This is a genomic window from Micromonospora ferruginea (genome assembly GCF_013694245.2).
GTDB lineage: Bacteria > Actinomycetota > Actinomycetes > Mycobacteriales > Micromonosporaceae > Micromonospora > Micromonospora robiginosa.
In genome coordinates this window covers 2,964,392-2,976,022 of sequence record NZ_CP059322.2, presented here as the reverse complement: position 1 = coordinate 2,976,022, position 11,631 = coordinate 2,964,392, and the positions used below count along the sequence as shown (strand labels likewise).

12 protein-coding genes are annotated in these 11,631 nt (G+C 72.4%); 6 read left to right on the top strand and 6 right to left on the bottom strand.

Annotation, left to right across the window (positions count from 1 at the left end; genetic code table 11):
- Window positions 1–87: 87 nt before the first annotated feature.
- The 4 genes from H1D33_RS12630 to H1D33_RS12615 form a co-directional block, all read right to left on the bottom strand.
- Window positions 88–498, bottom strand: a complete 411-nt coding sequence (locus tag H1D33_RS12630) for a DUF4260 domain-containing protein (RefSeq protein ID WP_181567877.1) — start codon at window positions 496–498, stop codon at window positions 88–90.
- 63 nt (window positions 499–561) lie between these two features.
- Window positions 562–1,248, bottom strand: coding sequence for a GOLPH3/VPS74 family protein (locus H1D33_RS12625; protein ID WP_181567878.1), 687 nt, complete (start codon window positions 1,246–1,248; stop codon window positions 562–564).
- Window positions 1,245–1,964 carry an ABC transporter permease gene (locus H1D33_RS12620; RefSeq protein WP_181567879.1) on the bottom strand — a complete coding sequence of 240 codons (720 nt, stop codon included), beginning with the start codon at window positions 1,962–1,964 and terminating at the stop codon, window positions 1,245–1,247. The genes H1D33_RS12625 and H1D33_RS12620 overlap by 4 nt, the downstream gene beginning before the upstream one ends.
- A 26-nt stretch (window positions 1,965–1,990) precedes the next feature.
- The gene (locus tag H1D33_RS12615; RefSeq protein ID WP_181567880.1) at window positions 1,991–2,872 is read right to left on the bottom strand and encodes an ABC transporter ATP-binding protein; all 882 of its coding nucleotides are present in this window, start codon (window positions 2,870–2,872) and stop codon (window positions 1,991–1,993) included.
- Window positions 2,873–2,979: 107 nt separating this feature from the next.
- On the opposite strand from H1D33_RS12615, the gene H1D33_RS12610 reads away from it, so the two are divergent.
- The 3 genes from H1D33_RS12610 (at window position 2,980) to H1D33_RS12600 (ending at window position 6,136) form a co-directional block, all read left to right on the top strand.
- Window positions 2,980–4,134 carry a sensor histidine kinase gene (locus H1D33_RS12610; protein ID WP_181567881.1) on the top strand — a complete coding sequence of 385 codons (1,155 nt, stop codon included), beginning with the start codon at window positions 2,980–2,982 and terminating at the stop codon, window positions 4,132–4,134.
- Entirely contained in the window at window positions 4,131–4,733 is a 603-nt protein-coding gene (locus tag H1D33_RS12605) for a response regulator transcription factor (protein ID WP_181567882.1), read from the top strand. The genes H1D33_RS12610 and H1D33_RS12605 overlap by 4 nt, the downstream gene beginning before the upstream one ends.
- Before the next feature lie 194 nt (window positions 4,734–4,927).
- Window positions 4,928–6,136 carry a phthiocerol/phthiodiolone dimycocerosyl transferase family protein gene (locus H1D33_RS12600; protein WP_181567883.1) on the top strand — a complete coding sequence of 403 codons (1,209 nt, stop codon included), beginning with the start codon at window positions 4,928–4,930 and terminating at the stop codon, window positions 6,134–6,136.
- 33 nt (window positions 6,137–6,169) lie between these two features.
- Here the strand turns inward: H1D33_RS12600 and H1D33_RS12595 are convergent, their stop codons facing one another.
- Window positions 6,170–6,832: a TetR/AcrR family transcriptional regulator gene (locus H1D33_RS12595; protein WP_181567884.1), complete on the bottom strand. Its 663-nt coding sequence runs from the start codon at window positions 6,830–6,832 to the stop codon at window positions 6,170–6,172.
- Window positions 6,833–6,902: 70 nt separating this feature from the next.
- Here H1D33_RS12595 and H1D33_RS12590 point away from each other — a divergent pair, with 70 nt between their 5' ends.
- Together H1D33_RS12590 and H1D33_RS12585 are read left to right on the top strand one after the other, a co-directional pair.
- On the top strand, window positions 6,903–8,171 hold the full coding sequence (locus H1D33_RS12590; RefSeq protein ID WP_181567885.1) for an FAD-binding oxidoreductase: 1,269 nt from the start codon (window positions 6,903–6,905) through the stop codon (window positions 8,169–8,171).
- 15 nt (window positions 8,172–8,186) lie between these two features.
- The gene (locus tag H1D33_RS12585; protein WP_181567886.1) at window positions 8,187–8,918 is read left to right on the top strand and encodes a helix-turn-helix domain-containing protein; all 732 of its coding nucleotides are present in this window, start codon (window positions 8,187–8,189) and stop codon (window positions 8,916–8,918) included.
- Between the two features lie 114 nt (window positions 8,919–9,032).
- On the opposite strand, the gene H1D33_RS12580 is transcribed toward H1D33_RS12585, so the two are convergent.
- A complete protein-coding gene (locus H1D33_RS12580; RefSeq protein WP_181567887.1) occupies window positions 9,033–9,746 on the bottom strand; it encodes a DUF3159 domain-containing protein in 714 nt (237 codons plus the stop codon).
- A 287-nt stretch (window positions 9,747–10,033) separates the two neighbouring features.
- Here H1D33_RS12580 and H1D33_RS12575 point away from each other — a divergent pair, with 287 nt between their 5' ends.
- Window positions 10,034–11,551, top strand: coding sequence for an alpha/beta hydrolase (locus H1D33_RS12575; protein ID WP_181572768.1), 1,518 nt, complete (start codon window positions 10,034–10,036; stop codon window positions 11,549–11,551).
- Window positions 11,552–11,631: the final 80 nt, after the last annotated feature.

Sequence of the window (11,631 nt, the reverse complement as noted above, 5' to 3'; positions counted from 1 at the left end):
GCCCGGCGGCCTCCTCGGTGCGCGAGGGTCTGGCGGCGGCGATGCGGGGCAAGCCACGCATCGACTTCCCGCCGGCGCCGGCGGACCTCACGAGCTGGTGACCGACCCGGACCGCCGGGACCTGCCGATCAGACCGAGGTGGGTGTGCTCGAATCCCTCGGCCGTCTTCAGGCCGTAACCGAGTCCACGATCGACGGCGATGTGGAACACCCAGGCGAGGGCCAGGACTCCGAGCCAACCAGCCCGGTCGTCGAACCCCGCCGTGGCCACGGCTACCGCGCCCAGCACCGCCGGCAGCGTGTAGGAGTGCGCCAGGTTGTAGCAGAGGGCACCGAGCCGTGGCCCGCCCAGGTAGCCGAGCATGGACAGGTCGAAGACGAGGAAGAGGGCGAGCAGCGACCACCACGGGTATCCGGCGGTGACGGTCACGACGACGGTGAGGGCCGCGACGGCGAGGCCCTCGACGCGCTGGGCGGCGATCGGACTCAGAAACGGCATCTCACACCTCGATGTCGGTCACGGAAGGTGGCGGGCGGTGACCCTCCCGCGAGGGTACGGGCATCAGCTTCGGGGCAGCACGGTGATGGCCGCGATGGCGCCGTTGACGACCGTCGCCGTCACGGTGCGGGTCACCGCCTGCGCCGCGGCGTCGGCGCCCCAGTCGCCACGTTCGAGTTCCTTGGCCCGGGTGATCACCGGCGACGTCCACGGGATCTCGCGGTGGAACTGCGGGAGCGTGCCGCTGGCCGAGAGCAGCGCCGCGAGCGCGGCGACGCGGATCGACGGTTGCGTACCGTCGGTGAGGGCGCGCCGGACGTCGGCGAGCAGACCGGCCCGGCGCCCGGTCCCGCCCTCCCGCAGGGCCGTCGTGCGGAACAGGCCGAGCACCCTGCGCGGCGCGCGGGCGATGTCGCCCCGCGCGACGAGCCGGTCCAACACCGGCTCGCGCAGCGGCGGACCGATCGCCGCGAGCACGGTCTGCGCGCCCCTCGGCTTCTCGGCGAGGTAGTCCCACGCCGGGCGCAGCAGGTCGTCCGACGGTGGGCGACCCGCCACGCCCCGGACCCGACCCCGGTCCTCGACGGCCAGGTGGTCGCCGAGGGCGAGCTCCGCGAGGACGGCTCCGCCGAGGACGTAGAACAGCGTGTTCTCGCCCGCGACGGTCCCGGAGTCGGGTTGGAACAGGAGCAGCAGGAGATCTTCCGCCAGGGTCGGCGGGTGGACCGGCGGGTGGGGCTCGGTGGTCATCGGCGGGGCTCCCAGCGGAAGAGTCGGGTGGCGAGGGTGACGGCGACGGCGACCCAGGCCAGGGTGGGCGCGAGCAGGAGCAGGGAGTCGGCCACGGCGACCCCGCCGTTCCAGGCGTTCAGGGTCAGTTCGGTGGCGGCGCCGCCGGGCAGGAGTCGCTTGAGCCAGGTGAGGTCGGTGGTGCCGGTGATGCCGATCCAGGTGCACACCGCGATCACGCCGAGCGTGACGGGCAGGGTGGTGACCTGGGCGTGCTCGGGTGAGTTGGTCAGCCCGGCGGTGGCCAGGGCCAACGCGGTCATCATGGCCAGGGTGGCGATGGTCGCCACCACGAGCAGCATCACGTCGGCCGGACCGCCGGCGACCAGGGCCAGGGCGATCAGGATCGCCGTGATCTGGAGCACGGCGAGGACGACGACGGGCAGCAGCAGGCCGGCGAGGATGCCGGTGTCGCCGGCGGCGGTGGAGCGCAGCCGCTTGAGGAAGAGGTTCTGCCGTCGGGAGGCCAGGGTGGTGACGGCGGTGGCGTAGAGCCCGAACGCGGAGATCGTGAACATCACGATCGCGGCGATGTAGCCGAGGCTGCCGAGGGCGGCGTAGGTCTCGTGCTGGCGGACGAAGAACGCGCTGACGACCACCGGGATGATGAGGCTGGTGATCAGCACCAGCCGGTTGCGGAAGATCTGGATCAGCTCGCTCGCGGCGATGGGCAACACGGTGTCACTCCTGTCGGGACGGCGGGTCACTTGCTGATGGCGCGGAAGACGTCGTCGAGGCGGGTCGGCCCGGCCTCCAGGCCCTGCAGTTCGATGGCGTGGTCCTGGGCCCATCCGAGCAGGACGTGCAGGTCCTTCTGCAGGGCGAAGGTCTCGACCACGACGTTCCCCTCGGCCTCGGTCGCGGCCGGGAGCGGCAGCGCCCACGCCCCGGCCGGGAGGGAGAAGCGGATGACGGCCGGCAGGGTGCGGGTCAGCTCGGCCACGGTGCCCTCGCGGTGGAGGGTGCCCTGGTGCATCAGCCCGATACGGTCGGCGCGCTGCTGCGCCTCCTCCAGGTAGTGGGTGGTCAGCACGATGGTCGCACCGTTCTCCCGGAGCCGGTCGACGGTCGCCCACACGGCGTCGCGGGACTGGATGTCCAGGCCCGTGGTCGGCTCGTCCAGGAAGATCAGCTCCGGGGTGCCGTAGACGGCGGTCGCGAAGTCCAACCGCCGCTTCTCGCCGCCGGAGAGCTGCGACACCTTCCGGCCGGCCCGGCCGGTGAGGTCGACCAGGTCGAGCACCCGCTCGACGTCGTCGCCGCGCCCGCTGAGCCGGCCGATGAGTCGGACGGACTCACGAACCGTGAGGTCCGGGGAGAATCCGCTCTCCTGGAGCATGACGCCCATCCGGGGACGGACCTGACGGCGGTCGCCCGGGTCGTGCCCGAAGACGCGCGCCGTGCCGGACGTCGGCCGGCGGTGGCCCTCGATGATCTCCAGGGTCGAGGTCTTCCCGGCGCCGTTGGTGCCCAGCAGGGCGTACAGCTCGCCGGGGCGGACCTCGAAGGTGAGGTCCTTGACGGCGGGGAAGTCGCCGTAGGTGAGGTTCAACCGGTCGACTTCGATGACGGGTGTGGTGGACATGCACCCATGACAGCGCGGGCGCGGCCGACCCGGCAGTGGCACCGCGTCACGACCGGAGGTGACGTGGTGTCACTGGTCGTGGCCGGTCGCTGCCGGATACTGGGACGGTGACCGCACGATCGCCGCGCTTCACGGAGTCGACGCAGGGACGACTGCGCCGGCTCAACCTGGTGGCGTCCCTGCCGCCGGTCGCGATCGCCGCCGTGGTCCTGCTCTACACCGACGCGCGGAGCTGGTGGCACCTGCTCGTCCTGGCCCCGGGCGCGGTGGCGGCCCTGGTGGCCTTCGAACGGTGGACGGCCAACGACCTCGCCCGGTTCGTGCTGCCCTGCCTGGTGGTCGCGGGAGCGGTGTGGCCGCTGGGGGTGCTGGTGACCGGCAGCCCCAACGCCTACTGGGGGTTCTGCGCCGTCGGGTCGCTCGCCATGCGGGAGGTACGGCGGCGTCGGGTCCTGGCGATGGGCGGGCTGTTCGGCTACGTCGCCGTCGTCGGCGCGGCGCGGCTGCTCGTGCAGCGCGACGACGTGGCCGGCGTGCTGGTCGCCTACGTCCTCGTGCCGACCGGGCTCACCGTCGTCGTGACGGTCCTGACGGTGCTGGGGGAGCGGTTCTACGACCTCATCCGGGAGCTGGAACAGACCCGGGAGCGGGAGGCGGAGCTGGCCGTGGTCCGGGAGCGGGTCCGGTTCGCCAGCGACCTGCACGACATCCAGGGGCACACCCTGCACGTGGTCAAACTCAAGATCGCGCTGGCGCAGCGGCTGCTGGACCGCGACACCGCCCGGGCGGAGAAGGAGTTGCGGGAGACGTACGCGCTGGTCAGTGACACCATCGCGCAGACCAAGGAACTCGCGTACGCCCAGCGGCGGCTGAACCTCACCGCGGAGATCGAGAACGCGAAGAACCTCTTCGAGGCCGCCGGCATCCAGGTCCGGGTGAGCCGGGAGGCCGAGGTCGACACCCGCGTCAGCGAACTGCTCGGCCAGGTGCTGCGGGAGACCACCACCAACATCCTGCGCCACGCGCAGGCCACCCAGGTGCGGATCACGCTCGCCGAGACCGGCATCACCATCGTCAACGACGGCGTGACCGCCGCCGGGCCTCCCGAGCTGAGAGGACTGGCGGCGCTGCGGCAACGGGTGGCCGGCGACGGTGGCGAGCTGTCCGTGGAGGAGTGCGACGGGCGGTTCCGTACGGCTGTGGTCTTCCCACCCGTCCGCGCCGGCGCGGCCCCGACGGTTTCGAGGGAGGACGCCCGATGACGACCATCGTGCTCGCCGACGACGAGGCGTTGTTGCGGACGGCCCTGGCCGCGCTGCTGCCGATGGAGGGCGACGTGACCGTGCTCGCCGAGGCCACCGACGGCCGGACGGCGGTCGCCGCGACCCTGCGACACCAGCCCGACGTGCTGGTCATCGACCTGGAGATGCCGGGCATGGACGGCCTGGACGCGGTCGCGGAGATCCGTCGCGCGCGGCCGGAGCAGGTGATCCTCATGCTGACCCGGCACGCCCGCCCGGGCGTGCTGCGCAAGGCGTTGCGACTCGGTGTGCAGGGCTTCGTCAGCAAGTCCGCCGAACCGGCGCACATCACCTCGGTCCTCGCCACCCTGCACGCGGGCCGGCGCTGGATCGACCCGGACGTGTCCGCGCTCGCCGTCACCGAGGACTGCCCGCTCACCGAGCGGGAGGCCGACGTGCTGCGGGTCACCGGTGAGGGCTACTCGGTCACCGACATCGCCGCCCGGCTGCACCTCGCTCCGGGCACCGTGCGCAACTACCTCTCCAACGCCATGCGCAAGACCCAGACCCGGACCCGCCACGACGCGGCCCGGTACGCCCGCGAACACGACTGGCTGTGAGCGCGCCGATCGGACGGCGGACCATCGACCTGTTGACATGGATCACACGAGTGCGGGCTTGAGTGTGCCGCTACGGCCGGGTGTCTGATCGAAGCCGTACCTGGCCGCCGATGTCGCCGCGAGCGTCGGCACCGGGCCGGGCGGTCCGCGGACCGACGCGGCCAGCCGATCCACCCGTCGATCCGAAGGACAGCATGCGCCACTTCTCCGCACACCGGACCGTCCGCCCGCTGGGTGCGTTCGAGCACATCATCGACCTCTACATCAGTCGCAACCCCGTACAGTTCACGCTCGTCGTCGAACTCGCGTCGCCGATCCCGGCACCCCGGTTGGAGAGCGCGTTGGCGCGTCTCCAGCAGACGCACCCGCTGTTGGCCGTCGGCATCGATCGCACCGGCGACCGCCCGACCTTCCGGGAGTCGACCGAGCCGGTCCCGTTGCGGCAGGTCCGTGCAGACGACTGGCGCGAGGTGGCGGCGCAGGAGCAGACGCTCCCCGTCGACGCCGGCGGGAGCCCGTTGGCGCGGGCGACGCTGGTCAGTGGCGCCACCGACGACCGGGGAACCGTCCTCCTCCTCACGTTCTCCCACCAGATCACCGACGGACGCGGTGCGCTGCGCGCAGCACATGACCTGCTCGCGATCCTCGACGGGCAGATCCTCGCGGCCCGACCGGCGCCCGTCGACCAGGAGAGCCTGCTCGCGCGCCTGCCCCAGGTCGAGCGGCCGGCCGCTGCCGGCCCGGCCCCGACGGCCGCGCCGACGGTCGCCACGATCCGCCCGTTCGACGGCGCGGCACCGACCGTCGAGATCGCCGAACTCGATCCCGCGACGACCGCGCACCTTCGTTCCACCGCGCGCGCCAACGGGTCGACCGTCCAGGCCGCACTCTGCGCCGCCGCGGCGCAGGCACTCTCCGCGACCACCGGTGCCGAGAGCTTCCGCATCAACGTCCCCATCGACCTCCGCTCCGCGCTCGGCCTGGACGACGACGTCGTGAACCGCTTCACCGCGACGACCGTGGTGCTGCGGGAAGTCGCCGACCGCACGCTGTGGTCCCTCGCGCAGGACGCGACGGCGCAGCTGCGCGCGGCACGCGACACCGCGCGCGAGGCGGCACTGATGTTGGCCTCGCTCGATCCCGCCGACGCGGTGCAGGCAGAGGCGGCGATGCTCGCCGCCACCGGCGCCGACCTGGAGATCACCAACCTGGGGGTGACCGGGCCCGACACGTCGTCCGCGGTCGCGATCTGGGGGCCGACGATGACCACGCAGGTCCGCGACGAGCGGATCCTGGGCGTCGTCACGCACGCCGGATCGCTGCGGCTCGTACTGACGGCGCACGGCGAGGTCAGTGGGCTTCCCGCCGACATCGCCGGTCGCCTGAGCGCCCTTCGGGGTTGAGGCGACCGGGTTCGGGTGGCCGTGCCGCCGAGGCTAACCGCGACCCGACCGGCCGGTCAGACCCGCGGCCGGCCCGGTGGCGGCCGGTTCTCCGCGGAGCGCCGTGGCGGCCTGGGCGACCAGCCAGCGTTCCGAGCGCTCGAAGGTCCAGCCGTTGTCGTCGAGCAGGGTGAAGTAGCCGGAGTATCCGAAGTAGAACCAGAGGATGTCGGTCGCCTCCGCGACGCCCATTCCGGCATCGAGGCCGCCGACATCGCGCAGTCGGACGGCGACGACTTCGACGGCGTCCCGGTAACGTCTCGTGGCCAGCCGCAGGGCCTCGGCGACCTCGGGGTGGTGCGGCGCCGTCGTCAGCATCAGTCGGATGATGTCGCCGTACGTCTCGCGCATGGCGCGGACCGTGGCCGCCGTGTTCCGCAGGATCTCGTCCGGGTCGGTGAGGGTCTCGTGCCGGGCGAGGGTCTGCGCCACGATCGGCGCTTCGCTCCACAGGTCGACCAGGGTCCGGATCAGCCCCTGCTTGCCACCGGTCACCGCATACACCGTGGCCGGTGCGACGCGGGCCTCCGCCGCGATGTCCTCGATCTTCGTCGCGAAGTATCCGTTGCGGGCGAAGAGCAGGCGCGCCGCGTCGATGATCGCGGCGCGGGTGGCCGCGGCGTACTCCGCCCGGCGGCTTTTCGGTGCTTCTGTCATGGTCGGCCGAGCATAGCCCGAACCACTCATCAGAGTTGGACTCTGACGAGTAGATGGCTACCATGATCACATGGGTGACATGCTGACGTCCGGAACGGAATACGAGGCGGCTCGGACGATCTGGAACGGCGCGGTGACCAGCCGCCCGCTCGCCGTCCTCCGGTGCGCCGACGCGGCCGACGTGCAGGCCGGGGTGCGGACCGCCCGGGAAAGAGGCCTCGCCCTGTCGGTGCGTGGTGGCGGGCACGACTGGGCCGGGCGCGCGCTCGCCGACGCCGGCCTGACGCTGGACCTGAACCCGATGCGGCAGGTGAGCGTCGACCCGGAAACCGCGGTCGCCACCGTGGCCGGCGGCGCCACCTCGGCCGACGTGGCCGTGGCCGCGCAGCGGGCCGGTCTGGTCGCGGTGACCGGGACGGCCGGTTCGGTCGGCATGGTCGGTCTGACGCTCGGCGGTGGTTACGGGCCGCTGAGCGGCCGGTTCGGCCTGGCCGCCGACAACCTGCTGTCGGCCGAGGTGGTGCTCGCCGACGGCACGCTGGTCACCGCGGACGAGGAGCACGATCCCGAGTTGCTCTGGGCGCTGCGCGGCGGGGGCGGCAACTTCGGCGTGGTCACCTCGATGCGCATCCGACTGCACGCGGTGCCGGCGATCCTGGCCGGGATGATCATGTTTCCGTTCGACGTGCTGCCGGCGTTGGAGGAGTCGCTGCTCCGCGGGCCGGACGAGCTGACCGTGCAGGCCGGCTTCATCACCGCCCCGACCGGTGAGCCGGTGCTCTTCGCCGCGCCGACCTGGTGCGGCGACCCCGAGGTCGGGACGACGGCGCTGCAGCGGCTCACCGAGCTCGGCGAGCCGCTGACGGCGCAGGTGGGCCCGACCACGATGACCGACCAGCTCGCGCAGATCGACGCGATGTTCCCGGCGGGCCGCCACGTCGAGATCGGGTCGCGCACGGTCACCGGGTTCGACCGTACCGTCCAGGACGTCCTGCTCGACGCCGCCCGCGCCAAGACCTCGCCGCTGTCGGCGATCTCGCTGCACAGCCTCCACGGCGCAGCCGCCCGCGTCCCCGCCGACGCCACCGCCTTCCGCAACCGGACGCCGCACCTGATGGTGGAGACCATCGCGGTCTGGGAACCCGGAGACGCCGCCGAGGATCGACACCGGACCTGGGTACGGGGAACCGACCGGCTCCCGGGCGGCTATCCCAACCTGCTCGGTCCGGACGACACCGAGCGCACCGCCGCCGCCTTCGGGTCGAACGCCGAGCGCCTGCGCGCCGCCAAGAAGCGGTACGACCCCGACCTGGTGTTCCACGCCCCGGGACGGCTCTGAGAACGGAGGTGCGCAGTGGCCTGGAGCACCCGGGAGATCGCTCAACTCGCCGGCACCACGCTGCGGGCGGTACGCCACTACCACGACATCGGCCTGCTGGCGGAACCCCACCGCCGCGCCAACGGCGACAAGCAGTACGGGGTGGCCCACCTCGTCCGGATCCTGCGGATCAGGCGCCTGACGGAGCTGGGTTTCTCGCTGACGCAGATCGCCGCCATGCCGGACACCGACGATCAGCCGGTCGAGGCGCTGCGCACCCTCGACGCTGAACTCGCGGCCACCATCGAACGGCTCCAACGGGCCCGCCTCGAACTCGGCGCCATCCTGCGGCAGCCCACGTCGGCGGAGTTGCCACCCGGCGTCGTCGCACCCGGTGTCGTGTCGACGATGCCGCACGCCGACCGTTCCTTCATCGTCGTGCTGACCCGGGTGCTCGGCACCGAGACCATGCGGGCCTGGGCGGACATGCTCCACAAGCCCGTCACCGACCCGGTCGCCGAACGATTCACCACGCTTCCCGCCGACGCCGACGAGCAGACCCGCGCCGCGGTGGCCCGGGACCTCGCCCCCTACGTGAGAACGCTGTACGCGCAGAACCCCGGCGCGCGGATCACGAACGCCGGCACCCGGTACAGCGCGCACTACGTCCAACAGGCCGTCAGCAAAGCCCTGGCGGAGCTCTACAACCCGGCGCAGTTGGACGTCCTGCGGCGCACCAACCGCCTGCTGTCCGAGCCGCACGACTGATCCTCCGTGGCTCGACGCCCGCTGGCGCTCGCCGTACCAGCGGTCCCGGCGGTGCGCGGCGTGGCCGCCTGTGCGTCGCCGGACCGGCCGGGCACGACGTCGGCCGCCCGAGGCTCAGCGGTCGCCCGACACCTGGTCGGGTCGCCGGTCGCGGCCGGCGCTGCCGGCCGCGGTGAGGCGTCTGGTGCTGCGCCGGAAGCTCCACACGACGACCAGCGCGGCCAGCACGGTGAGCGGCGTGCCCATGACGATCCGGGCGACGCCCAGCCCGCCGGTGCTGTCGCTCAGATAGAGCCACTGCTGCACCACGAACCGCGAACCGAACACCGCCGCCGCGGCGAGGGTCGCGAGATCGTGGGCCACGCGTACGGCCCGGTCGGCCCGCCACGCGTGCCCTCCGCCGTGCAGGACGTTCCAGATGACACCGGTCAGCGGCCGACGTGCCAGCAGCGACCCGAACGTGACGACGAACCCGGCCAGCGAGGCCCAGATCCCGATCACGAAGAAGTCCCGCGCGGAGCCGGTCCACGCGACGAGCCCGGCGGCCACCGCCACGCCGAGCAGGCTGCCGAGCGCGGACAGGGGACGCTCGCCGCGCCGCAGCCGAATGACGAACAGCGCCAGCCCGGTCGCGAGCGCGACCCCGATGGCCACCGGCAGCGGCAGGAACGCGTTCGCCGTCACGAACACGATCACCGGAACCGTCGAGTAGACGAACCCGGCCACGCCGCCCATCTGGTGCAGCAGGGCGGGCTGGGCACTGCCGTCGGGACGGGTGGGGCTGTGGTGCCGCTCCGGCAGCCCGTTCGGTTCGACCTCGTTCAGCATTGATCCATTAGCTGGTGTGCCGCAGCGGCATACTCAAGCCCGTACGACACGGTGTGTCGAACCTCATGGGGCGACCGGGCGTCACCGAACAGATCACACCCGGGCGGGGTTGAGTGTGCCGCTACGGCCGGGTGTCTCGTCGAGGACGCACACCTCCAGGACGACTCGATTCGGAGAATCCGATGGCCCTGTTCGACTCCGGCCCACCCATGGGCCGATCCGCCCCGCCTGCTTCCCGGCGTACCGCCGCTCGCGTCGGCACCGGGGTGGGGGTGACGGCGGTGCTCATGCTGTCGGCCGCCTGCACCGGCGCCCCGACCTCGGCGGAGTCCGAGCCGCGGCCGTCCGCCGGCGGGCTGGAGGCGTACTACGGGCAGAAGCTGTCGTTCGGCTCGTGCGCGGACTACGGCACCACGCCGGGGGAGAAGAAGCAGTATGTCGCGCCCTTCGAGTGCGCGCGGCTGACGGTGCCGCTGGACTACCAGGATCCGAAGGGCAGGACCATCCAGGTCGCGGTGCTCCGGCTCCCCGCCCAGGGCGATCCCGGGCAGCGCATCGGGTCGCTGGTGCTCAACCCGGGCGGTCCGGGCGGTTCGGGCATGGCCCAGACGCCGGCCTTCAGCGTCGCGCACGCGAAGAGCCCACTGCTGCAACGGTTCGACGTGGTGGGGTTCGATCCGCGCGGGGTCGGCTCGTCCACGCCCGCGATCAGATGTTTCACCGACGCCGAACGCGATCGCGGTGAGGACCAGACCACCCTGCTGGCGTCCGCGGGCCAGTGGACCGGGGAGGACACCCGGCGCCTGGCGGAGCGCTGCGCGAAGGGCTCCGGCGGGACGGAGATGCTGGCTGCGGTCGGCACCCGCAACGTCGCCCGGGACATGGACGTCCTGCGCGCGGCCCTCGGTGATGACAAGCTCACGTTCGCCGGGCAGAGCTACGGCACCCGCCTCGGCGCGGTCTACGCCGAGATGTTCGGCAAGAACGTGCGGGCGATGGTGTTGGACGGCGTGATCGACCCCACCCTGCAGAACCCGCAGCGGCGGCTCACCCAGCAGGCCGGGTTCCAGCAGAACTTCGACAAGCTGGCGGCCGCCTGCGCGGCCGGCAAGGACTGCCCGCTGGGCGCCGACCCGACCCGGGCCACCGAGGTGTTCCAGAAGCTGGTCCAGCCACTGATCGACAAGCCCGTCCCGGCCGGCGACGGGCGCACACTGAACTTCAACCAGGCCATCGGCGGCGTGACCGCCGGCCTCTACTATCCCGAGGCGTGGCCCGCGCTCATCAAGGGCCTCGCCCGGCTCAAGCAGGGCGACGGGTCGCAGATCGTCAAGGTCGGCGAGGTGTTCGGCGGTCGGGACCCCTCCGGCGTGTGGACCAACTTCCTCGAGGCCAACCTCGCCGTCAACTGCAACGACGAGGTGCGCCGCACCCCCGAGCAGGAAGCCCGGCTGCGCGCCGACATCATCCGGATCAGCCCGTACGTGGCCACCGGTCGAGAGGTCGACGGGGTCACCCGGGACGCGTGCGAGTCCTGGCCGGGCAAGCCCAGCCTCGGCATCCCCTACGCGCAGGACGTCAAGGGCCTGCCCGCGAGCCTGATCATCTCCGTCACCGGCGACCCGGCCACCCCGTACGCCGCGGGCAGGGTGCTGGCCGACGAGATCGGCGGCACGGTGCTCACCGTCGAGGGCGCCCGGCACACCGTCGCGCAGGAGGGGGTCAACCCCTGTGTCAACGCCGCCTTCGCCGCCTACCTGGTCGACCTGAAGGTCCCCGCGGAGGACCGACGCTGCCGGCTCTGACCGGACCGCCGGCCTGACCTCGCCCCGGGACCGCCCTCGCCGTGCGTCGATACCCGATCAGCATGAACCCCGCTGCTTCT

Coding starts and splice junctions, on each gene's coding strand:
- H1D33_RS12630 (WP_181567877.1), bottom strand. CDS start 498: ATGCCGTTTCTGAGTCCGATCGCCGCCCAGCGCGTCGAGGGCCTCGCC.
- H1D33_RS12625 (WP_181567878.1), bottom strand. CDS start 1,248: ATGACCACCGAGCCCCACCCGCCGGTCCACCCGCCGACCCTGGCGGAA.
- H1D33_RS12615 (WP_181567880.1), bottom strand. CDS start 2,872: ATGTCCACCACACCCGTCATCGAAGTCGACCGGTTGAACCTCACCTAC.
- H1D33_RS12605 (WP_181567882.1), top strand. CDS start 4,131: ATGACGACCATCGTGCTCGCCGACGACGAGGCGTTGTTGCGGACGGCC.
- H1D33_RS12600 (WP_181567883.1), top strand. CDS start 4,928: ATGCGCCACTTCTCCGCACACCGGACCGTCCGCCCGCTGGGTGCGTTC.
- H1D33_RS12595 (WP_181567884.1), bottom strand. CDS start 6,832: ATGACAGAAGCACCGAAAAGCCGCCGGGCGGAGTACGCCGCGGCCACC.
- H1D33_RS12590 (WP_181567885.1), top strand. CDS start 6,903: ATGGGTGACATGCTGACGTCCGGAACGGAATACGAGGCGGCTCGGACG.
- H1D33_RS12580 (WP_181567887.1), bottom strand. CDS start 9,746: ATGCTGAACGAGGTCGAACCGAACGGGCTGCCGGAGCGGCACCACAGC.
- H1D33_RS12575 (WP_181572768.1), top strand. CDS start 10,034: ATGCTGTCGGCCGCCTGCACCGGCGCCCCGACCTCGGCGGAGTCCGAG.